The sequence below is a fragment of the Mucilaginibacter sp. PAMB04168 genome, assembly GCF_039634365.2.
Classification (GTDB): Bacteria; Bacteroidota; Bacteroidia; order Sphingobacteriales; family Sphingobacteriaceae; genus Mucilaginibacter.
In genome coordinates this window covers 3,934,818-3,956,467 of sequence record NZ_CP155079.2, presented here as the reverse complement: position 1 = coordinate 3,956,467, position 21,650 = coordinate 3,934,818, and the positions used below count along the sequence as shown (strand labels likewise).

General features: G+C 44.1%; 19 protein-coding genes. 14 read left to right on the top strand and 5 right to left on the bottom strand.

All coding sequences use genetic code 11. The annotated features are described in order from the left end of the window. The first annotated feature begins 21 nt into the window (after nt 1-21). The 3 genes from carA to ABDD94_RS16780 all read left to right on the top strand — a co-directional run bounded on the left by carA (nt 22) and on the right by ABDD94_RS16780 (nt 2,106). Entirely contained in the window at nt 22-1,122 is a 1,101-nt protein-coding gene (gene carA / locus ABDD94_RS16790) for a glutamine-hydrolyzing carbamoyl-phosphate synthase small subunit (protein ID WP_345950940.1), read from the top strand. Between the two features lie 194 nt (nt 1,123-1,316). Continuing rightward, nucleotides 1,317-1,736: a hypothetical protein gene (locus tag ABDD94_RS16785; protein WP_345953218.1), complete on the top strand. Its 420-nt coding sequence runs from the start codon at nt 1,317-1,319 to the stop codon at nt 1,734-1,736. Nucleotides 1,737-1,890: 154 nt separating this feature from the next. After that, a complete protein-coding gene (locus ABDD94_RS16780; RefSeq protein WP_345953217.1) occupies nt 1,891-2,106 on the top strand; it encodes a DUF2945 domain-containing protein in 216 nt (71 codons plus the stop codon). A gap of 87 nt (nt 2,107-2,193) precedes the next feature. Here the strand turns inward: ABDD94_RS16780 and ABDD94_RS16775 are convergent, their stop codons facing one another. Then, nucleotides 2,194-2,478, bottom strand: a complete 285-nt coding sequence (locus ABDD94_RS16775; RefSeq protein ID WP_345950943.1) for a hypothetical protein — start codon at nt 2,476-2,478, stop codon at nt 2,194-2,196. A gap of 305 nt (nt 2,479-2,783) precedes the next feature. Between ABDD94_RS16775 and fabG the strand changes: the two genes are divergently transcribed. The 4 genes from fabG (at nt 2,784) to ABDD94_RS16755 (ending at nt 6,604) form a co-directional block, all read left to right on the top strand. After that, nucleotides 2,784-3,527: a 3-oxoacyl-[acyl-carrier-protein] reductase gene (fabG, locus tag ABDD94_RS16770; protein WP_345950944.1), complete on the top strand. Its 744-nt coding sequence runs from the start codon at nt 2,784-2,786 to the stop codon at nt 3,525-3,527. A gap of 43 nt (nt 3,528-3,570) precedes the next feature. Next, nucleotides 3,571-3,816 (top strand): DUF3253 domain-containing protein, encoded by a 246-nt coding sequence (locus ABDD94_RS16765; RefSeq protein ID WP_345953216.1) that lies wholly within the window; start codon nt 3,571-3,573, stop codon nt 3,814-3,816. 77 nt (nt 3,817-3,893) lie between these two features. Next, nucleotides 3,894-6,005, top strand: coding sequence for a hypothetical protein (locus ABDD94_RS16760; RefSeq protein WP_345953215.1), 2,112 nt, complete (start codon nt 3,894-3,896; stop codon nt 6,003-6,005). Continuing rightward, nucleotides 6,005-6,604, top strand: coding sequence for a trimeric intracellular cation channel family protein (locus ABDD94_RS16755; RefSeq protein ID WP_345953214.1), 600 nt, complete (start codon nt 6,005-6,007; stop codon nt 6,602-6,604). Before ABDD94_RS16760 ends, ABDD94_RS16755 begins: the two co-directional genes overlap by 1 nt. Before the next feature lie 40 nt (nt 6,605-6,644). Here the strand turns inward: ABDD94_RS16755 and dacB are convergent, their stop codons facing one another. Both dacB and ABDD94_RS16745 read right to left on the bottom strand, forming a co-directional pair. After that, entirely contained in the window at nt 6,645-8,060 is a 1,416-nt protein-coding gene (dacB, locus tag ABDD94_RS16750) for a D-alanyl-D-alanine carboxypeptidase/D-alanyl-D-alanine-endopeptidase (RefSeq protein ID WP_345953213.1), read from the bottom strand. Then, nucleotides 8,032-9,480 carry an amino acid permease gene (locus tag ABDD94_RS16745; RefSeq protein ID WP_345953212.1) on the bottom strand — a complete coding sequence of 483 codons (1,449 nt, stop codon included), beginning with the start codon at nt 9,478-9,480 and terminating at the stop codon, nt 8,032-8,034. Before ABDD94_RS16745 ends, dacB begins: the two co-directional genes overlap by 29 nt. Nucleotides 9,481-9,951: 471 nt before the next feature. Here ABDD94_RS16745 and ABDD94_RS16740 point away from each other — a divergent pair, with 471 nt between their 5' ends. The 4 genes from ABDD94_RS16740 (at nt 9,952) to ABDD94_RS16725 (ending at nt 15,950) form a co-directional block, all read left to right on the top strand. After that, entirely contained in the window at nt 9,952-12,189 is a 2,238-nt protein-coding gene (locus ABDD94_RS16740) for a sodium-translocating pyrophosphatase (RefSeq protein WP_345953211.1), read from the top strand. A 311-nt stretch (nt 12,190-12,500) separates the two neighbouring features. Next, the gene (locus ABDD94_RS16735) at nt 12,501-14,030 is read left to right on the top strand and encodes an amino acid permease (RefSeq protein WP_345953210.1); all 1,530 of its coding nucleotides are present in this window, start codon (nt 12,501-12,503) and stop codon (nt 14,028-14,030) included. Nucleotides 14,031-14,126: 96 nt separating this feature from the next. Next, nucleotides 14,127-15,368 (top strand): MFS transporter, encoded by a 1,242-nt coding sequence (locus ABDD94_RS16730; RefSeq protein WP_345953209.1) that lies wholly within the window; start codon nt 14,127-14,129, stop codon nt 15,366-15,368. Between the two features lie 3 nt (nt 15,369-15,371). Continuing rightward, nucleotides 15,372-15,950, top strand: a complete 579-nt coding sequence (locus tag ABDD94_RS16725; RefSeq protein WP_345950954.1) for a MarC family protein — start codon at nt 15,372-15,374, stop codon at nt 15,948-15,950. Between the two features lie 139 nt (nt 15,951-16,089). Here ABDD94_RS16725 and ABDD94_RS16720 read toward each other — a convergent pair whose 3' ends face one another. Beyond that, the gene (locus tag ABDD94_RS16720) at nt 16,090-16,392 is read right to left on the bottom strand and encodes a hypothetical protein (protein WP_345950955.1); all 303 of its coding nucleotides are present in this window, start codon (nt 16,390-16,392) and stop codon (nt 16,090-16,092) included. 131 nt (nt 16,393-16,523) lie between these two features. Here ABDD94_RS16720 and guaA point away from each other — a divergent pair, with 131 nt between their 5' ends. The 3 genes from guaA to ABDD94_RS16705 are packed head-to-tail and all read left to right on the top strand — an operon-like array spanning nt 16,524 to nt 20,474. Then, the gene (guaA, locus tag ABDD94_RS16715; RefSeq protein ID WP_345953208.1) at nt 16,524-18,053 is read left to right on the top strand and encodes a glutamine-hydrolyzing GMP synthase; all 1,530 of its coding nucleotides are present in this window, start codon (nt 16,524-16,526) and stop codon (nt 18,051-18,053) included. Continuing rightward, a complete protein-coding gene (locus ABDD94_RS16710; protein WP_345953207.1) occupies nt 18,010-19,284 on the top strand; it encodes a hypothetical protein in 1,275 nt (424 codons plus the stop codon). The genes guaA and ABDD94_RS16710 overlap by 44 nt, the downstream gene beginning before the upstream one ends. Next, nucleotides 19,281-20,474 carry an RsmB/NOP family class I SAM-dependent RNA methyltransferase gene (locus tag ABDD94_RS16705; protein WP_345953206.1) on the top strand — a complete coding sequence of 398 codons (1,194 nt, stop codon included), beginning with the start codon at nt 19,281-19,283 and terminating at the stop codon, nt 20,472-20,474. Before ABDD94_RS16710 ends, ABDD94_RS16705 begins: the two co-directional genes overlap by 4 nt. Before the next feature lie 6 nt (nt 20,475-20,480). On the opposite strand, the gene ABDD94_RS16700 is transcribed toward ABDD94_RS16705, so the two are convergent. Further along, complete coding sequence (locus tag ABDD94_RS16700; RefSeq protein WP_345953205.1) at nt 20,481-21,575, bottom strand: AI-2E family transporter; 1,095 nt, start codon at nt 21,573-21,575, stop codon at nt 20,481-20,483. Nucleotides 21,576-21,650 lie beyond the last annotated feature (75 nt).

The window sequence follows — 21,650 nt, the reverse complement described above, 5'->3', positions numbered from 1 at the left end:
TCCTTTTATTTTTTTTGTAAAATGACTAACTACACAAAGTTACCGGCTATTTTATTACTGGCTGATGGTACTGTTTTTCATGGTAAAGCAGCCGGAAAAATAGGTACTACAACCGGGGAAATATGCTTTAATACCGGTATGACGGGCTATCAGGAAATTTTTACCGATCCATCATACTTCGGACAAATTATGGTAACTACCAATGCGCACATTGGTAATTACGGCGTAACTAACGAAGAAACCGAATCGAATAAAATACAGATAGCCGGTTTAGTTTGTAAGAATTACAACATCGCTTATAGCCGTAAACAGGCCGATGAGTCAATTCAGGATTACTTCCAGGAGCAGAATATTTCATGTATTTCAGATATTGATACCCGCCAGTTAGTACGTCATATCAGAGATAAGGGCGCTATGAATGCTATTATCTCATCCGAGATTTTAGATGTTGAAGAACTGAAAGCCCGCTTGAATGCCGTACCATCAATGGATGGACTGGAGCTTTCATCGCAGGTGTCAACTACAGAAACTTACACTTTTGGTAACGAGAACGCTGCATACCGTGTTGCCGTGCTCGATTTAGGTGTGAAGAAAAATATTCTGCGCAATTTTTCTGAGCGCGATGTATACGCCAAGGTTTATCCAGCCAAAACATCGTTCGAGGAAATGGAGAAAGATTTTCAACCTAACGGTTATTTTATTTCTAACGGTCCCGGCGATCCATCGGCCATGCCTTATGCTATTGATACGGTAAAAGAAATTCTGGAAGCCGACAAACCTATGTTTGGTATTTGCTTAGGTCACCAGTTATTAGCTTTGGCAAATGGTATACCCACCAAAAAAATGTTTAATGGTCACCGTGGACTAAATCACCCCGTGAAAAACATAGTGAAAGACCACTGCGAGGTAACTTCACAGAATCACGGTTTCGGTGTGGTGCAAGATGCTGTTCGGGCTTCTGATAAAGTAGAAATTACCCACATAAATTTGAACGATCAATCTATAGAAGGTATTCGCGTGAAAGACAAAAAGGCTTTTTCGGTACAATACCACCCGGAATCATCGCCTGGCCCGCATGATAGCCGTTATTTATTTGATGACTTTGTTGATTTGATGAAGTAAGAAAACAGATAGGGTTAGCACACAGCTAACCCTTTTTTTATCATAAGCGTAAGTTTATCGATACAATTTCTAATTTTAACGGTGGTTTATTGTTTATTTAATAGTTAACAGGTAGCTTTACAGCACAATTAAACCTATTTGATTTTTCTGTAGTCGAAATTGTGTAGAAAAGTTCACGTTACAACCGCCTGAACATGAAGAAAATTTTATCAGTACTTACCATTTTAACTGTGCTTACAGCCGTTTCTTGCCAGAAATCGGAGCTGAAGGACGTGGTAAATGCCGATAACTTCTTTAGCGTGAAGCAAGCAGCTATAGCCAGCGTAAACGGCCCTACCACGGCTACTGTTAATCAGAACGTTGCCTTCACCGTATCATGGCCTTACACCGGTAATTGCGAAAAATTTAGCAAGTTTGAGGCAGATAGCCTGAGTGATACCACAAAAATCAAATTATTTACATCTACTAACATAGCCGACGACTGCACCGGCAAAGAAGTGCAACACTCGTCGGTATATAAGTTTAGGGCAAAAAAGGCAGGCACTTATTTTTTAAAATTCGTTGGTCCTGATAGTAATGCCCGCCCAATTGTGGATACGCTAACTGTAAAGTAGCTTTTTAATCATTCTGTTAAGCTGCTCCGAATGGTTGCTGACGTATTACAACCTCCATCTTGCCTCCTGATAACATTTTTGTAAAGCCACAACTCGTTGTTTTAAAGTAAATTGTTGGCCGGCGTTTTGTGTAATCTTACCTAAACATACTACTATGAAAAAGGGAGATAACGTACACTGGGCGTGGGGAAAATCAGAGGCAGAAGGCAAAATAGAAGCTAAGCATACCGAGCCGGTAAAAAAGAAAACCAAAGGCACCACGGTAAAACGCAATGCCAGCAAAGACGAACCCGCCTATGAGATAAAGCAATCCAACGGCACAAAAGTGCTCAAATCAGAAAGTGAATTGAAAAAGGGAAATAAAAAATAAAGTCAAAAATCAGGAAATAAGAGCCAAGGGCAAGATTGTTTACATCGCAATGTTAGCTCCTTGGCTGTTATTTCTTGACTCTATTACTTATTCCTTGATGTATACCTCTCCCTTATACGGCGTGATGGTATCGTAAAAATTGTACCCCGCTACGTGTAACAGGTAGTAGGTCATGATATCGCACCAGCAAATCTCGTCATGAAACATGGGCACTTTGGGAAATTTGCCTTCCTGGCGGCTTTCTTCCTTGTTGTAATTATATTCGCCTTCATGCTGTTTAATCCATTCCCTGAATTTGTCAAACTCGGCAGGTTCCGAAAAAACGATCTTGAAATGCGTTTCCTCTTTAACCTCTTTTAAATCATCATTCATATAATGATGGTATTTATGCCTGTGACGAATAATTTTGGCTGTATACATATACTTGGCTCCGCTTAATGTGTGTTAGCCTAACAAAGAAAGTTGCCTTGCGTTTGAACGAATAATAAGTATCACTGAAATTAAAAAATTTCTCTATACCGCACCGTTCACTGGCTAATATGTTCGGTCAATGAAATAACGACAAATTTAGGTCAACAACTACTTAAATCCTTGCTCATTAAGTCTACTTGTCATCACGCCTATGAACTAAAAACTAATTTCCCTACCTTCACGCCCTCTTATATTATCCTAAAAATATGAAATTGTTAGAAGGAAAAACCGCATTAATAACCGGTGCTTCAAAAGGCATTGGCCGCAAAATAGCCGAAAAGTTTGCCGAGCAAGGCGCTAATGTAGCATTCACTTACTTATCGTCGGTAGAAAAGGGCCAGGCGCTGGAGCAAGAACTACAGGCGTACGGTACCCAGGTAAAAGGTTACCGCTCTGATGCCTCCAAATTTGATGAAGCCGATAAACTCATTAATGATATAGTAGCCGATTTTGGCAAACTGGATATTGTGGTGAACAACGCCGGCATTACCAAAGACGGCCTATTGATGCGTATGACCGAGGAGCAATGGGATGAAGTGCTGAACGTAAACCTGAAATCAATTTTCAACGTAACCAAAGCAGCATCAAAAATCATGATGAAAGCTCGCCAGGGTGTATTCATCAATATGAGCTCGGTGGTAGGCATTCAGGGCAATGCCGGCCAGGGTAATTATGCAGCCTCTAAGGCGGGTATTATAGGCTTTTCTAAATCAATGGCTAAGGAGTTGGGTTCGCGCAATATACGTACCAACGTGGTAGCCCCCGGTTTTATCAAAACGGAAATGACCGAGGTGCTTGACCCGAAAGTGGTTGAAGGATGGACTCAAAATATTCCATTAAAACGTGCAGGTGAAACCGAAGACATTGCCAATGCCTGTGTTTTCTTGGCGTCAGACATGAGCACTTATATAACCGGTCAGGTAATATCGGTTGATGGTGGGATGGCTTAACAAAAGAAACAAGAATTAAGAGCCAGGAACCAATATTTTTTGTTTGGATAAAAGTGCAATACAAGAACGTGTGCTAAGCATGGCTACCGAGCGTGGAGCAGATAAAACCGTCTGCCCGTCGGAAGTGGCCAGGGCTTTGTTTCCTGCTAACTGGCGCAAACATATGGATGAGGTACGGGAGGCCGCCGTTGCACTGCAGCAACAGGGCAAGGTTGTCATCACCCAAAAAGGGGAGCCGGTTGATGTAAATCACATTAAAGGGCCGGTACGTATCAAAATAATAAAGTGAGTAGTTAAGGAGTTGATTGGTGAGTTGTTGCCAAAATTAAATAACTTTAAAAGCGATACCCCCTGAGGGTAACAACAATGAACTACTTAGCTACTCACTACTTACTATTCAACAGTATAACCTGGGGTTCGGTATCGGGCTGGTGGACCCTGCCTTGTTTGCTATTGGGCGGGCTTTATGCCTGGCTCATGTACAAGCAGCCAAGCCATCTATCTTCCAATTTCCGTTTTTTACTGTCTGGTTTTCGTGCGGTAGCCGTTTTTCTGATCGCTTTCCTGCTCGTATCGCCATTGGTTAAAACGGTTAAATATCAGCCACAAAAACCGCTGGTGCTGATAGCGCAGGATAACTCATCGTCCATAAATACTTTTAAACCGGCCGGTTTGAACATCAGCCAGTTTAACAGCACACTCGGCACACTTAAGCAATTGTTGGGTAACGATTATGAGGTCCGCGAGTTTAACTTCGACAGCAATTTGCACCCAGGGCTTTCCACCACATACGGGGGCAAGCAAACCAACATTGCCTCTGCATTACACCAATTAAATGAGCGCTTTGTAAACCAAAATGTTGGTGCGCTTATCCTTTCAACTGATGGTTTGTATAATCAAGGAGCCGATCCGCAATACGAGGCACGCAATCTTAAAACTAGTATTTATACCATTGCCCTGGGCGATACTGTGCCCCGTCGTGATTTAGTAATTAGCAACATTAATTACAATAAAACGGCCTTTTTAGGCAACGATTTTATGCTTGAAGTACTGGCCGAAGCTTACCAAAGTCAGGGCGAGGTATTAAGACTTAGCATTACCGAAGATGGGCGTAGTATTTATAATCAAAATATACCAGTTGCATCAGCAGCCTTCCGTAAGACCATATCGGTTAAGCTGAACGCCGATAAAAAGGGCATACATCAGTTTACCGTGAAACTCGCGCCGGTAAGCAACGAGCTTTCGGTGCAAAACAATACTGAAACTGTTTATATTGAGGTGCTGGACGCCCGGCAGAAGGTACTGCTGGCCTATGCATCACCACACCCCGATATTAGCGTTATTAAACAACTCATAGAGCGCAACAAGAACTACGAACTTAAAGCTGTACAACTGGATAAGCTATCCACTGTAAAGCTTAGTGATTACGGCATTATCATCCTTCACCAGATAACGGCTGCCGATAATCTGTCGCTTAAAAGCTTTATAACACAAAGCAAGGTACCACTATGGTACATCGCCGGCGCGCAAACCGACCTGCAAGATTTAAACCAAGAACAAAATACCATACGTATTATAGCAGGCCGTACCGATGTGCAGGAGGAGTTTGCCGTGCCGGTAACCGGTTTTTCCCTCTTTACCCTAACCGATTCTACGATAAATAAATTGGGTAAGATGCCGCCGTTAATGGCGCCCTTCGGTAATTATGGATCAGCTGCCACGGCATCTATACTGCTCAAACAAAAAATAGGCAGTGTAAGCACAACCTACCCACTAATGGCCTTTAACGAGGCGGATGGCCGGCGCACAGCAGTGTTAGCTGGCGAGGGCCTCTGGCGCTGGAATTTATCGGAGTACCAGGATTACGGCTCGCACTATGCTTTGGAAGAACTTTTTAGCCAAAGTATTCAATACTTAACGGCTAATGCTAACCGCCAACGTTTTAGAGCTTACCCTGCTAAAAATGTTTTTGATGAAGGAGAGAATATACTGCTTAATGCCGAACTATACAACGAGGCGCTCGAACTGGTGAATGCCCCTGACCTGAATATCAACCTCAAAAGTACCAGTGGTAAAAATTACAGTTATCTGTTCAGCCGTAGTGGTAAAAGCTATCAGTTAAATGCCGGTATGCTGCCGGTAGGTAATTACAGTTACACGGCAAATACAAAACTGGGCAAGCAAGCCTTTAGTGCAAAAGGGCAGTTTACTATTAAGCCATTAAATCTCGAAAGCAGGCAAAGTACCGCTAATCACCAGTTGCTTTACAACCTTTCCACTCAGTCGGGCGGGCGCATGCTACAGCCTGCACAAATCAATCAGCTGGCTAATCTGATCAAGAAGAATGAAAATATTAAAACCATTGTATATGACGACCAGCGCTTTAGCGACCTGATTGATAGTAAATGGCTGTTTGCACTCATTGTTGTTTTGTTAGGCATGGAGTGGTTTTTACGCAAGCGGGAAGGGGAGGTGTAATGTTGAGCGTAACCTCCGTTATAGAGCTACTGGGTACTATAGCCTTCACCATATCGGGCGCTTTCTCGGCCATGCAAAAGCGGCTGGATGCCTTTGGGGTAATTGTAATAGCTTTTATAACCGCTATTGGCGGCGGTACCATACGCGATGTGCTTATTGGCTATACACCTGTAAGCTGGATGCGCAATTTGAATGGTCCAATCCTCATAACCGTGACTGCCGTTGTGGCCATCCTATTCAAAAGGAATATCAAGAACTTTAAGGTTACGCTGTTTGTTTTTGACGCCTTGGGTTTGGGATTATTTACCTTAATTGGCTTGCAAAAAGGTATAGATGCCGGCCTGAAACCTGGTATATGTGTCATACTGGGCACTATTACCGGGTGCTTTGGCGGTGTACTGAGGGATATTCTGCTTAATAACATCCCGCTCATATTCCGCAAAGAAATTTATGCCACGGCCTGCATTGTTGGCGTCGTCGTTTACTTTGCCCTCATACCGTTTATGGATCCCAATTGGGCTAAAGTAATAGCCATAGCTATAATTTGTAGCATACGTATATTGGCCGTTAGGTATGATTTGAAGCTGCCGGTAAGGTAGAAAAGATGTCTTGGTCCTGAAACCAACACCTTATCATAACTTACTTCAACTCGTCCAAAACCTTAAACAGCTTTTGCCTTACGGTGCTGGTTGAGCCATTGTAATTGTTAATGATAGCCGAAAAACACAAACGGCGGCCGTTATGATCTTGGTAACCTGCGTAGGCCACCACGTCGGCTATAGTGCCGCTTTTCATGTGCATGCCGTTGTACAAGGGCAAACTATCATAAAAAGCGCTGAACCAGGGTTGCGCCACTGCTGATTGTAAAATGCTGGCCAGCGTATGGGTGGTTATGCGGTTGCCGGGCGACAGGCCGCTGCCATCATAAATATTCATGGAGTTGGCATCAATGCCACGTGCTTTCCAAAAGTTTTGCAACGTTTGTACACCGGCATTGGTTGATACTTTTTTGCCTGCTTTGAGCGCCATGGTCTTAAGTAACTGCTCTGCATACAGGTTAATGCTTTCTTTATTGAGCCAATATACAATCTGGCTAAGTTGCGGTGACGTTAAGGTAGCCAGCTTAGTGCTAATTGCAGGAGCTTGTTCTGCTTTTGTGTTGAGTGTAATTACCGATTCCGGCTCGCGGCTTACCGTAATACCTATGCGTTTCAGCGTATCAGTTAAGCGCCATGCGGCGTCGTAAGCAGGGTCGGGCAGGGCAACGGTGATGCTCTTTTTGGCCTTGTCTATAGCGTATGCGCCCCGTATGTACATCGATTTGTTACCAACCGGCAAGTAAGCGTAAGAGTGATCGCCCGAACCTGGGCCAGAGGTGGCAACCTCGCTCTTAAAATCAAAATAAGGCATGGCCGGTACAGTGCGCAATATTTTTACCGGACTGCCCACCACACCCGTTTCATATTTAATATCAAAAGTGTTTTCGCGCCAGCATAAGGCCGATGGACCAGCGCCGTAGTAATTGCCCAAATCCTGCCATATCCAGCCATCGGGTACAGACTGGGTATCAAAAAGGGAATCATCACCTATAATGCGGCCATTGATCTGTTTAATGCCGGCTTGTTTAAGGCTGTTAACCAGTTCGGCCAAAACGTGGCCCTCCTGCGTGTTAGGCCAGCGCCAGCTGCCCAGGGTAGGGTCGCCGCTACCTTTCATGATCAAGTCACCATTTAGCGTGCCGGCAGCATCTATAGCGCCGGTGTAACCAAATTGGGTTTGAAACTGGTAATCGGCACCCAGTAGGTTAAATGCAGTTATTGAGGTGGCCGTTTTTAACGTAGAAGCCGGTGCCAAACCCATTTTAGGATTTACGGCAAAAACCTGTTGACCTGTTGCCGCATCGAGCACGGTTAACGAGATGGAGGCATACTGGCACTGGCTGTCTTGTTGTAAGCGATTAAAAGCCGTTTGCAGGCTTTTTTGTAAAGTGGTTTGCCCTTGGGTATAAGTATTAACAAATAAAAAACTAACTATCAGAAAGTATGGTATCCTCATGCTTTACGTTGCGTTGCGATATATAATATATAGGGATGCCAATCAATACAATAAACAGGCCATAAAGTGTATATTCCCTTTTATAAATCAGTAATAATACGCAAAAGGCAAGCCCCATTAGTATATAAATAGCTGGAAGCACGGGATATCCAAAAGCTTTATAAGGCCGGGGTGCATCTGGACGTTTTGCCCTTAGTATGTATATGCCAATTATTGTTAACACATAAAATACAACTACCACAAACGAGATCATATCTAGTAAATCCCCATAACGGCCGCTTAAGCAAAGTATGCAAGCTACCAGGCATTGTATCCATAAGCCAAATTCAGGAACCGCGTTCTTATTTAAAGTGCCGGTTTTTTTAAAAAACAGGCCATCCTTTGCCATTGTGTAATAAACCCTCGCGCCGGCTAATATCAATCCGTTATTACAGCCGAAAGTTGAGATCATAATCATAATAGCAATAATAACAGTACCCACGTTGCCAAAAATAACGGTAGATGCAGCAACGGCTACGCGGTCTCTTTCGGCGGTTGCAATTTCTTGTAAAGGTAAAACGGCGGTATACATAACGTTAGCCGAAACATAAATCAGCGTGACGATCATGGTGCCTAAAAACAAGCTCAGGCCAATATTGCGCTGGGGATTCTTCATTTCTCCGGCAATGAAGGTTACATTATTCCATGCATCACTGCTAAAAATCGAGCCCACCATTGCTGTGGCTATCGCCCCCAATGCAGCGCCAATTATGTAATTAGAAGTGCTGCCGTTGGGATTTAATTTGTGCATGTCCCATGCGTGTGTCCAGTTGGTTTGCCATACATCAGCTTTAAAGGCAATAAAACCGAAAATAATGAGGCCAAATAAACTTAATAGTTTGGTTAGTGTGAATGTTGTGGTTATCAATTTGCCGCCTTTAACGCCCTTGGTGTTAATGTAAGTAAGCAATATGATAATTACGATGGAAACTAATTGAGCGGCACTTAGCGTAAAAGTAAAGCTACCGAGGGGGAGGCTAAGCAAAATATTGGCTTCACTAACCGCAGGTATCAGGTAAGCTGCAAACTTAGAAAATGCTACACCTACCGCAGCAATGGTACCTGTTTGTATTACTGCAAAAAAGCTCCAGCCGTATAAAAAGGCGATGAGTTTATTATAAGCTTCTTTAAGGTAAACATACTGGCCGCCCGCTTTAGGGAACATGGCGCTTAGCTCGCCATAGCTTACAGCTGCGGTTAAGGTCATAAAACCGGTAATTACCCAAACGGCAATCAGCCAGCCGGCCGACCCTACGTTGCGAATAATATCGGCGCTTACAATAAAAATACCCGACCCGATCATAGAGCCGGCTACCAGCATAGTGCCATCTAAAAGGCCAAGTTCACTTTTAAGTTTAGGTTGCGTAGAGGTTTGTTCCATTAATGGTTACAGCTTAAAAGCCCTAAGCTATTTAAAAATGTTTGCATTTTGAATGGGTAACAAAAAAATGGCGTTGGCGCTTAGCGTCAGTTAACCGTGCATACCCTTAATGAGCCACGCCGCACTCGTTGCTGTATGGTTATGCTGCAGGCAAGTTTATGCGTTAGGGTTGATAGCCGCTACCAGCCTTTAGATAAAACCTGCAGGTCTATACGCGGATGACTCGGACCCGGGGAACTCCCGTATAGAGGGAATCGAAACAAAGCCTGAATTATCCAGCCTGCTTATAAGCTTTAGCGGTATATATATACAATCAACGAAGATTAAGGCTTTTGTAAAGCTGCAACACGGGCATTTTGAATGTGGATATTTTATAATAAATACCTGAAAGTCAAGCCGTCGACTTGCAATATTCAATTATTTTTTCGCACATTCGTTAATACCAATCTTTTATAAACCAATTTACTTATTATGGATTTTTTGTACCACAATTTAATTTACCTTATTCCGGCTATGGGCCTCGTTGGCCTGGTAGCAATGGCGGTAAAATCGGCCTGGGTAACCAAGCAACCAGCCGGCGATGCAGGCATGAATCAGCTGGCCGGCTACATTGCTGATGGGGCAATGGCGTTTTTGCGTGCCGAGTGGAAAGTGCTGAGCTATTTTGCTGTAATAGCCATAGTGCTATTGGCGTGGTCGGGCAACGCGGTCGAAAACTCAAGTCCGGTGATTGCCGTTTCTTTCTTAATTGGCGCATTCTTGTCGGCTTTTGCCGGTTATTTAGGAATGCGCATTGCCACTAAAGCAAACGTGCGTACCACCGAGGCTGCTAAAACCAGCTTGGCAAAAGCCTTAAAAGTATCGTTTACCGGCGGCACCGTGATGGGCCTTGGCGTTGCCGGTTTAGCGGTTATGGGACTAGGCGCGTTGTTTATTTTATTCTACCACATTTACGTGCTTAAAACAGGCGGTAACGTTAACGGCGAGGCCATGTCAAAGGCACTGGAAGTGCTGGCCGGTTTTTCGTTAGGGGCAGAGTCTATTGCGCTGTTTGCCCGGGTAGGCGGCGGCATTTATACCAAGGCTGCCGATGTTGGTGCCGATTTGGTGGGTAAGGTAGAAGCCGGTATTCCGGAAGATGACGTACGCAACCCCGCTACCATTGCCGATAACGTAGGCGATAACGTAGGAGACGTGGCCGGTATGGGTGCCGATTTATTCGGCTCATACGTAGCCACCATTTTGGCTACCATGGTTTTAGGGCGCGAAATTGTATCACACGATAACTTTGGCGGTATTGCGCCTGTGCTTTTACCTATGGTAATAGCTGGTTTAGGTTTACTTTTTTCGATTGTGAGTGCCTCGTTTGTACGCATTAACAGCGAGACCGACAGCGTACAAAAAGCTTTAAATATCGGCAACTGGTCGTCTATTTTATTAACGGCTATTGCTACCTACTTTTTAGTGCAATGGATGTTGCCTAACGAAACATTTCACTTAGTACGTGATGAGGTTAGTCCTAATGTAACTAAAGCCGGGGCCTTACTGTTTACCAAAAACGGCGTGTTTCTATCTATCCTTGTTGGCCTAGTAGTAGGCACATTAATGTCTATCATTACCGAGTACTACACGGCCATGGGCAAGCGGCCGGTGTTGAGCATCATCAGGCAATCGTCAACCGGGCATGCTACCAATATTATTGCAGGTTTAGCTGTGGGTATGGAGTCGACTGTATTACCTATCCTGGTATTAGCCGCTGGCATATTTGGGTCATACCATTTTGCCGGACTGTATGGCGTAGCTATTGCTGCTGCTGGTATGATGGCTACTACGGCCATGCAGTTGGCTATTGATGCTTTTGGGCCAATTGCCGACAACGCCGGTGGTATTGCCGAAATGAACCAACTGCCCGAGGAAGTTCGTCACCGTACCGATAATCTGGATGCTGTGGGTAATACTACTGCTGCAACCGGCAAAGGTTTTGCCATAGCATCAGCGGCGTTAACCTCGCTGGCCTTGTTTGCGGCCTTTGTAGGCGTGGCAGGTATTGAGCATATAGACATTTACAAGGCAAATGTGCTGGCCGGTTTGTTTGTAGGCGGCATGATACCGTTTATCTTTTCGGCGCTGTGTATATCGGCTGTTGGCCGGGCAGCTATGGCCATGGTAGAGGAGGTGCGCCGGCAGTTTAGAGAAATACCTGGTATAATGGAGTACAAGGCTAAGCCTGAATACGAAAAATGCGTAGCTATATCAACCAAGGCTTCCATTCGTGAGATGATAGCGCCTGGCCTTATCGCGCTGATTACACCTATTATCATCGGCTTCGCTTTCGGGCCGGAAGTATTGGGCGGTCTGCTGGCCGGTGTGACTGTATCGGGTGTGCTGATGGGCATATTCCAAAGCAATGCCGGCGGTGCGTGGGACAATGCCAAAAAGTCGTTCGAGAAAGGTGTAGAAATTAATGGCGAAATGTATTACAAAAAGTCTGACCCGCACAAGGCATCAGTAACAGGTGACACAGTTGGCGATCCGTTTAAAGATACATCAGGGCCGTCTATGAATATCCTGATCAAGCTGATGTCTATCGTGTCGCTGGTTATAGCCCCGCATTTAAACCAGGAGGTAAATTCCAATAAGCATATACAGAAAGAATTACGAATGCAGTCACAAACCATACATGTTTTAAAGGCTGATAAAAAGGCCTGAAGAAAAAAGGGATGCGAAAGCATCCCTTTTTTGGTAATTAGTTATGTAGGATTGCTGGCAGACATCATTTTTATGCACAGAAACGCCAGAATTATGGATACTGTAAAGCACATTTAGTTAAATTATCTAAAACGCTTGGGCGGTTTTATAGCGACGCCTGTGCTATTGAAAATAGTTAACTTCATGAATTTGAACATGAATTAAAGGTTACATTATCATCATTTTAATGTTACAAGCGGTGTTTTATCTTTTCAATAAAAATAAGTACGTTTGGGGAAACATGATTAAATCTATACAACTGATCAAAGAACATGAGTTTATTTATTAAAAAGTCCATTCAGTCGTTGCTGGCTGCATCAGCTGAATCGGATAAGAGCTTAAAGCGCACTTTAGGCCCAACGGCGTTGATTGCCTTGGGTATAGGTGCAATTATTGGTGCAGGTTTGTTTGTGCGTACAGCTGCTGCGGCAGGTGGTAATGCCGGTCCGGCCGTAACCATTTCGTTCATCATTGCTGCTATTGGTTGCGCACTGGCTGGTTTATGCTATGCTGAGTTTGCCAGTATGATTCCTATTGCAGGCAGCGCCTACACTTACTCTTATGCCACCATGGGCGAATTTATTGCCTGGATTATTGGCTGGGACTTAGTGCTTGAATATGCCTTAGGTGCAGCTACTGTAGCCATTGGTTGGTCGCAGTATCTCAATGATTTGCTCATGACGTTTTTTGGTACCTCTATACCGTATGAATGGAGCCACTCGCCATTTCAGTCGGCAGGAGGTGTGCATGGTATCGTTAATTTACCGGCTATCCTGATCATATTTTTGCTAACCATGCTGCTTATCCGCGGTACTGCAGAATCTGCAGTAGTGAATAACATCATTGTAATGGTTAAAGTGGCTATTGTGTTGCTGATTATCGGTTTTGGCTGGCAATTTATAAACCCGTTAAATCACACTCCGTACATGATACCTGCTGATGCCGGTACTGTAAAACTAAGCACTGGTGTATTGCACGATTATGCAACCACAGGTAACCATGGTTGGTTTGGGGTACTACGTGGCGCTAGTATTGTGTTCTTTGCTTTCATTGGCTTCGATGCCGTATCTACAGCCGCTCAGGAAGCTAAAAATCCACAAAAAGATATGCCTTTGGGTATTCTTGTATCGCTGGTTATTTGTACTGCTTTGTACATATTGTTCTCTCACGTTTTAACTGGTATAGCTTCTTACAAAGAGTTTTTAACCCAGGGCAGCGAAGCTTCAGTTTCTTATGCAATCCGTCATCATATGCCGGGTTACGAGTGGTTGGCTAAGCTGGTAACCGTAGCTATTTTAGCAGGCTTTTCATCAGTTATCTTAGTGATGCTGATGGGTCAAACCCGTGTATTTTATACCATGAGTATTGATGGTTTGGTTCCTCCGGTATTCTCTAAACTGCACCCTAAACATCGTACACCTTATAAATCACAATGGTTATTTTTCGTTTTTGTATCGCTGTTTGCAGGCTTTGTGCCCGATAGTATCGTGGGTGATATGGTAAGTATTGGTACCTTGTTTGCATTCGTACTGGTATGTGTGGGTATATTCATCCTGCGTTCAACCGACCCTGACCTTAATCGTCCTTTCAAAACGCCATTGTACTTCATAGTATGCCCATTGGGCGCTATTGTTTGTTTATTCATGATTGCCAGTGAAGGCTGGGAGAATTGGGCACGCTTAATTGTATGGTTAATTATAGGCTTTATTATTTACTTTAGTTATGGTATTAAGCACTCTAAAGTACGTTTAGGGGCAGATAAAACACCACTGGATCCGCCAAATCCTAAATTTGTTGATTAATCAAATATTGTATATAAAAGAAAGGTTCTGCATATCGTGCAGAACCTTTTTTGTTTTCAATCCTTTGTTATCCGTACCAGCAACTACACAGCCTGAATGAAAGGAGATAAGAATTTATGGATACTGGTTTTTATATGTGTAATCAACTCTATGGGGTTTGGCATCATTGTGCCTTTATTATATGATTATGGTAAGAAATTCGGTTTAACGGGACAGACCATCGGTATTCTTACCGCTTCATTTTCTGTTGCCCAGTTTTTTGCTACGCCGCTATTAGGCGCACTTTCAGATAAATGGGGCCGTAAGCCACTCCTAGCTATAAGCCTGGCAGGTACATGTCTGTCCTTCCTGATGTTTGCATTGGCGCAAAATCTGATTATGCTGTTTGCCGCACGTGTTTTAGACGGCATCACAGGTGGAAATATATCAGTGGCCCAAGCCATGGTATCAGACCGCTCCACACCCGAAGACCGGGCCAAAAAGTTTGGTATCCTGAGTTCGGCATTCGGTTTCGGCTTTGTATTAGGGCCGGCTCTTGGGGGCTTGTTAAGCAAGCTGGGCATGCAGGTGCCCTTCTTTTTTGCAGCAGGTATTGCTTTAGTTGGTGCACTTTGTACGTTTTTCTTTTTAAAAGAAACCAAGCCTGGAATAGAGCAAGGAACTACGAGCCATGAGACAAGCACTGGTAACAATGGCGGTAAGGCAACTGGCAGCCAACAATCTAAAACAAACCATCAAAAACACAAGTTTTCTTTTGCATCGCTTATTACTTCATTAAAGATACCGGTAGTAGGTACTGCTGTATTTGTTGGGTTTTTACTAACCATGGCGCAGTTTATAATGATCATCGGCTTTCAAACCTTTTCGGTTGATGAGCTTAAGATTAAGCCCACACAAATTGGTTTGTTGTATGCGGGGTTTGGCATAACCGGCATTTTAATGCAATTGGCCGTGCCTTTTATAACGCGGGTTATTTCTTCAAAGGCGGTAATCCTTTTACTTTCAACTGCTGTATGTTTAGGTGCTATGCTTTTTACCGGCTTTACAAACGCTCTAATCCCGTTTGCGGCCTGCTTGTTTATATACGGTTTATTCAACGGCTTGCGTAACCCCATGCTCAACGCCATTATTGCCGACCGAAGCGACGATAACACGCAAGGCGAAATCCTGGGTGTAAATCAATCATATGCCTCGGTAGGGCAAGCACTGGGGCCTGTTGCTGCCGGTTTAATGACAGCCGTATCCATACACGCGGTGTTCTTTTTATCGGCATTTTTTATTTTGATGGGCTTTTTGCTTACCTTTCGCTTAAAAGCAAAAGAGAAGCAAACAACCTAATCCATGTTCAATACGTTCGATCCGCGGCAAATACTATCTGTAACCATGATTCTGTTTGCCATTATTGATATTCTGGGAGCTATCCCTATCATCATCGATCTGCGCCAGCGTGCAGGCCATATCGAATCTGAAAAGGCCTCTTTCACAGTATTAATTTTGATGATCGTATTCCTGTTCGTAGGGGAGGAACTGCTTAAAATTATTGGGCTCGATATATCGTCTTTTGCCATTGCCGGTTCGTTGGTCATTTTTATTATCGCTATGGAGATGATACTGGGCATTACCTTTTTTAAGGAAGACGAGCACATAGCATCTACCGTTTCCATCGTACCGCTGGCATTCCCCCTTATTGCCGGTGCCGGCACCATGACTACGCTGCTTTCGTTAAAATCTCAATACGCTACCGCTAACATCATTGTAGGCATTACACTAAATACCATAATTGTATATGTGGTATTGAAAAACGTGCAGTTGCTGGAAAAAATGCTGGGTAAAACCGGCTTGGGCGTACTGCGTAAAGCTTTTGGCATCATATTGCTGGCCATTGCTATCAAGCTGTTCAGAAGCAACAGTGGGTTGTAGGCAGTAATTGATTGTACAGAACGTATCTAAGTGAAACTTTTGATTGCCAGTTGCCAGATAAGGGTGCTCTATCAAATCCTTACTTGAGTTTAAGAGCAATGGTAAAGGCGGATTGGTACCTGTAGGTGATTATTGTACCTTACTTGATAACCTTATTAATTTGTATAAACACAGCCACACCATAAGCAATAACCATTACGGCGTTAACCACTAAAAGCCAGTTTAGCTCCTGAACGTTAAACTTTTTAACGGCCGCAGTAATCATCAATCCCACAAAGCCACCAAGTAACAACACCGGGAATATCAGTTGCCATTGAAGTAGATTAATATAACCTAGTTGTTGTAGTTTACCGGTATTTTGCATAATGCCAAAACCAGCCGCCAGAAGCAGGATAAATACCAATCTGATAACCAGCTTAGCTAAAAATTTGCTTAGTTTCATAAGTGCTATAAGCTGCAAAGTAATTCAAATTATCTGGCAATTTCATACAAATTATGTGCGTAACTGCGACTACTGCGGTCTTATCTTAAATCTCTTATCTCAAATCTCACATCTAAAAACTATCTTTGCCCATGCCTGAAAAAATTCTTATTCTCGATTTCGGCTCCCAGTTTACCCAGCTAATAGCCCGCCGTGTCAGAGAGCTTAACATTTATTGCGAAATCCACCCTTTCAATCATTTTCCTGAAGTTGACAGCACTGTAAAAGGTATCATCCTTTCCGGCAGCCCATATTCAGTTCGTCAGGAAGATGCGCCGCAGTTTGACTTTGCGCCTTACCATGGCGAAATGCCTATATTGGGTGTATGCTATGGCGCACAGTATTTAGCGCAGCATAACGGTGGCGAAGTACAAGCCTCAAACACCCGCGAGTATGGGCGGGCCAACCTGCAATACATTAATCAATCCAACCGGCTGTTCAAAAATGTTCCGGCTAACTCACAGGTTTGGATGTCGCACGGCGATACCATTACCAGCCTTGCCGATAATTTTGAGATTATTGCCAGTACCGATACCGTTGAGGTAGCCGCTTATCAAATAAAAGACACACAAACTTACGCCATACAATTTCACCCGGAGGTTACCCATAGTTTAGATGGCAAGCAACTGCTGCAAAACTTTTTGGTTGATATTTGCGGTTGCCACCAGGAGTGGACTTCAGAATCATTTGTAGAAACCACCGTTGCCGCTTTAAAAGAGAAGCTGGGCAATGATAAAGTAGTTTTAGGCCTTTCGGGCGGTGTAGATTCATCAGTAGCGGCTGTGCTACTGCATCAGGCAATAGGCAAAAACCTGTACTGTATTTTTGTTGACAATGGGTTGCTGCGCAAAGATGAATTTGAATCGGTGCTTGACTCTTACAAAGACATGGGCTTAAACGTAAAGGGCATTGATGCTAAACAGCGTTTTTATGATGCACTGGAAGGCTTAAGCGACCCTGAAAAGAAACGTAAGGCGATTGGCCGTGTATTTATTGAAGTGTTTGATGACGCTGCCCATGAAGTACAAGACGTAAAATGGTTGGGCCAGGGTACTATTTACCCCGACGTAATTGAATCCGTATCGGTTAACGGCCCATCGGCTACCATTAAATCGCATCACAACGTAGGCGGCTTGCCCGACTTTATGAAGCTAAAGGTAGTGGAACCCCTAAACACTTTATTTAAAGATGAAGTAAGACGCGTAGGGAAAACGTTAGGCATTGATGATAAAATTTTAGGTCGTCATCCATTCCCAGGGCCTGGTTTAGCTATCCGTATACTGGGCGAAGTAACACCTGAAAAGGTGGCTATATTACAACAGGCAGATGCAATTTATATCAACAATTTGCGCCAGGCTGGTGTTTACGATAAGGTTTGGCAGGCGGGCGCTATTTATTTGCCGGTACAATCGGTGGGTGTAATGGGCGATGAGCGAACCTACGAGAACGTAGTTTGCTTACGCGCCGTGGAATCCTTGGATGGCATGACGGCCGACTGGTGCCACTTACCATATGAGCTGCTTGCTAAGATATCAAATGAGATTATTAACAACGTGAAAGGAATAAACCGGGTTGTATATGACATTAGTTCAAAACCACCGGCTACCATTGAGTGGGAATAAGGCTCTCTGGCTGCTGGCCTTACTTTGGGTAAGCGCTTGCTCGCCCAAGGTAAATCCGGTAACCAAAACGCCAGCACGCAAGCCTGCGCCGGTTACAACGCAGCCCGCAGTACCACCGGTTGCGGCAACGCCTGTTAAGCCGCTAGTTACGCCTGCGTCTGCCAAAACATCAACCGTTGCTTTGCTATTGCCATTCAGCTTAGATAATTTGGGTTCGGTGAGAGGTTACCGTGCCGCCGATTTAAAGAAAGCGAACATTGCCATCGAATATTATCAGGGCTTTAAACTCGCGCTCGACTCGCTTACCAGCCGCGGTTATAACTACAAACTGCAGGTTTTTGACACCAAGGATGAGCCTGCTTACACGCACAGTCTGGCGGGTAATCCAAATGTGCGTGGCAGTCAGTTAATTGTAGGCCCCGTGTTTCCGGAAGGTATCAAGTCTTTCATCGGTAAGCCGGCCGCTTTGAACAAGCCTTTGTTATCGCCGCTGTCGCCGGCGTCGCCCGATGAGTTTGGAAGCGCTAACCTCATAACCATCAACCCACCGCTGGAGTATCATGCTCGGTCGGCCGCGTTGTATGTAAACAATAAGCTCAGGCCCCGTAAAATATTTATCCTGCGGTCGGGCTTCAGTGCAGATAACAAATACATCGACCCTTTTAAAAAAACGATTGACACCGCTAGTAAGCGGAAGATACAAGTGATTAACTTTACTGTATCGCATGGTAGCCTTACTGCTTTATTGCCCCAACTGAATAACAAAGTAGAGAACGTTTTTATTGTGGCATCGGTTAATCAATCGTTTCTGTCGGTCACTCTGCGGTCGTTGGATACGCTCTCGCGGCATTATCCGGTTACGGTAATTGGCCACCCTAATTGGGAAAAAGCCACCTTTTTAAAGGCAGACTTGTTGCAACGTATCAAAACGCACATAACTTCGGCTGATAGGGTAAATTACCGGTCGGCAGCTACCATTAATTTTATCAAAGCTTATCGTAAAACCTTTGCTAGTGAGCCCACTGCTTATGCTTACAAAGGGTTTGACGAAGGAATGTACTTTGGTGAAATACTAGGGCAGGATGGGAATGAAATGACCCGGTTGAACCAGCATAAGTTTACGGCCCTGCATAATGACTTTCAATTTATAAAAAAGCCAGGCCTGGGTTGGGTAAACACTCATGTAAGTGTGCTGAAATATGTAAACTTCGAGTTAAGGAAAGTAGAATGAAAGCCCTCAATCAGCTCAAAACATTTCAGCGCATATTAGCCGAGTTTCCAGAGAACACCCAGCTTAGTAAATTTTTACCTGGCTTTTTCAGGCAAAACAAGCAGATGGGCTCAACAGACCGGCGTGTGGCAAGCAGGCTGGTGTATAATTATTTTCGGCTGGGTAATGCCTTGCACGGCTTACCGGCTGAGGATCGCCTGATGGTTGCCGAGTTTTTATGCAATATCCAAATCAACTCTTTTTTGCAGCATTTTAAGCCTGAGTGGGCCGCCTGCGTACATTTTGAGGTGGATGAAAAGTTAAAAATGGTAAAAGCGGCGTATCCTGATTTCAAGCTTGAAGACATTTACCCCTGGCATGACCAATTATCGGCAGGGATAGATAAAGAGGCTTTCTTGAAGTCGTTTTTTATACAGCCCGATCTGTTTATACGTGTACGCAAAGGCTTTGAGCAGCAGGTGAAAGCCATACTAAGCAAAGCAGAGGTTATTTTTAAAGATGAAGGCAATAATTGCCTTACCCTGCCCAATGGTACAAAATTAGAAACCTTATTTCCAAACCAATACTGGTTTGATGTGCAGGACTACTCATCGCAGCAAACGGCACGTTACTTTAAGCCGCAAAAGTGGGAGAACTGGTGGGATGCCTGTGCTGCATCGGGTGGTAAGTCATTACTGCTGCATGAGCAGGAAGTAAATTTGAAGCTGGTAGTGTCAGACATTCGCGAATCGATACTGGCTAATTTGGACGAACGTTTCAGGCAGGCGGGGCTGATGAAGTATCAAAAGAAGATACTCGACCTGACACAAAATGCCGACTATATCATGCATAATTATGCCTTCGATGGCATTATACTGGACGCGCCCTGCACCGGATCGGGAACCTGGGGGCGTACGCCGGAACTCATTACGCAGTTTAACGGCCACCGTATTGAGTTTTTTCAGCGTTTGCAGCAGAGCATAGCCCGCAACGTAGTAAAGTACCTGAAGGGCGGAAAACCGCTTATTTACATTACTTGCTCAGCCTTTAAAGCCGAGAACGAGGACGCTGTGGATTTTATGGTAAAGGAGTTGGGCCTTAAGCTCGAAGAAATGCAGGTACTAAAGGGATATGAGCACAAGGCCGATACCATGTTTGTAGCCCGTTTAATATCTACCGCACCGGCCAAAGACGAACAAGTGTTGGAGTAGTCGAAGCTACTCCGTTTTCATTTCTTCCTGCGCTTCACGCTTATATTCATAATCGCCGCCTAGTAAGTATCCCCATGGCCGTAAGCCAGTAATGTGATCAAATATGATCTTGCATATGGCAATCACCGGGATAGACAGGAACATGCCTGATAATCCCCAAAGCATTTCGCCTAGTATAATACCTATAAAGGTAATCAGGGCATTTAAACGTACTTTGGAACCCACTACCATAGGCAGGATCACGTTCGAGTCGACCGCATGGATAGCAATAACCACCAGCGCCACCACCAGCGCTTTACTGATGGCGCCCGTAGCAAAGGTGATGAGGGAACTCAACACGAGTGCCGAAAATATGCCAACATAGGGTATAATATTAAATATGCCAGTAATGATGCCCAAAAGAATAGCATATTTCACCCCAATAATCCAAAAAGCGATGCAAGATATAGTGGCTACAATCACCATTTCCAGCAACAAGCCGAGGATATATTTGCGGAGAATGCTTTGTATGTTTTCTACCACAGCCTGCACTACAGGTGTCGACTCTTCATCGAATACATAAAGTACAAAGCGGAAAAGCAAACGCCTGTAAAAAAGAATCAGGAAGGTAAAAATGATGATAAACAGATAAAACAGGAGCAGAGATGATAATGCACCAAACGTTGTGCCCAATACGGTAGTGCCCGAAGCCACAATCTTATCGGTGGTGTCATTCACATACAGCATTTGTTTTTCCGCATTTACATGAAAGGTCTTTTGGATCCATACCTGCAGATCAACCAGTGATTTACTTACCTGTTCTTTAAGCTGCGGCCAATCATTAGCCAGGTTAGATATTTGTGTGCCCACCAGGTATATAATACCGCCTAAGAAAGTTACCATTAATAATATAGACAGAAAAGCTGCCATGCTGCGGGGTAATTTTATACGGCGCTCAAAAAAGTTAGCCAATGGCAGCAAAAGTATGGCAAACAGAAAGCCGAACATCAGAGGGTCGAGGAGTTCTTTACCCAGGATAATCAAAAAGCCGAGCGCCATGATACCAATGAGTATAAAGGCAAGTTTGGCATAAAAGGGCAGAGGCGTATTTTTAACTATCATGGGCTGGCTGGTGTCGCGTAATATGGATCAAAGGGTTAACATGACTCGTGGCTTTTGGTTTTGAAACGAAGTTGT

Coding starts and splice junctions, on each gene's coding strand:
- ABDD94_RS16735 (WP_345953210.1), top strand. CDS start 12,501: ATGAGTTTATTTATTAAAAAGTCCATTCAGTCGTTGCTGGCTGCATCA.
- dacB (WP_345953213.1), bottom strand. CDS start 8,060: ATGAGGATACCATACTTTCTGATAGTTAGTTTTTTATTTGTTAATACT.
- ABDD94_RS16720 (WP_345950955.1), bottom strand. CDS start 16,392: ATGAAACTAAGCAAATTTTTAGCTAAGCTGGTTATCAGATTGGTATTT.
- ABDD94_RS16730 (WP_345953209.1), top strand. CDS start 14,127: ATGAAAGGAGATAAGAATTTATGGATACTGGTTTTTATATGTGTAATC.
- ABDD94_RS16785 (WP_345953218.1), top strand. CDS start 1,317: ATGAAGAAAATTTTATCAGTACTTACCATTTTAACTGTGCTTACAGCC.
- ABDD94_RS16755 (WP_345953214.1), top strand. CDS start 6,005: ATGTTGAGCGTAACCTCCGTTATAGAGCTACTGGGTACTATAGCCTTC.
- ABDD94_RS16760 (WP_345953215.1), top strand. CDS start 3,894: ATGAACTACTTAGCTACTCACTACTTACTATTCAACAGTATAACCTGG.
- guaA (WP_345953208.1), top strand. CDS start 16,524: ATGCCTGAAAAAATTCTTATTCTCGATTTCGGCTCCCAGTTTACCCAG.
- ABDD94_RS16740 (WP_345953211.1), top strand. CDS start 9,952: ATGGATTTTTTGTACCACAATTTAATTTACCTTATTCCGGCTATGGGC.
- ABDD94_RS16710 (WP_345953207.1), top strand. CDS start 18,010: ATGACATTAGTTCAAAACCACCGGCTACCATTGAGTGGGAATAAGGCT.
- ABDD94_RS16745 (WP_345953212.1), bottom strand. CDS start 9,480: ATGGAACAAACCTCTACGCAACCTAAACTTAAAAGTGAACTTGGCCTT.
- fabG (WP_345950944.1), top strand. CDS start 2,784: ATGAAATTGTTAGAAGGAAAAACCGCATTAATAACCGGTGCTTCAAAA.
- ABDD94_RS16705 (WP_345953206.1), top strand. CDS start 19,281: ATGAAAGCCCTCAATCAGCTCAAAACATTTCAGCGCATATTAGCCGAG.
- ABDD94_RS16775 (WP_345950943.1), bottom strand. CDS start 2,478: ATGAATGATGATTTAAAAGAGGTTAAAGAGGAAACGCATTTCAAGATC.
- ABDD94_RS16725 (WP_345950954.1), top strand. CDS start 15,372: ATGTTCAATACGTTCGATCCGCGGCAAATACTATCTGTAACCATGATT.
- ABDD94_RS16700 (WP_345953205.1), bottom strand. CDS start 21,575: ATGATAGTTAAAAATACGCCTCTGCCCTTTTATGCCAAACTTGCCTTT.
- carA (WP_345950940.1), top strand. CDS start 22: ATGACTAACTACACAAAGTTACCGGCTATTTTATTACTGGCTGATGGT.
- ABDD94_RS16780 (WP_345953217.1), top strand. CDS start 1,891: ATGAAAAAGGGAGATAACGTACACTGGGCGTGGGGAAAATCAGAGGCA.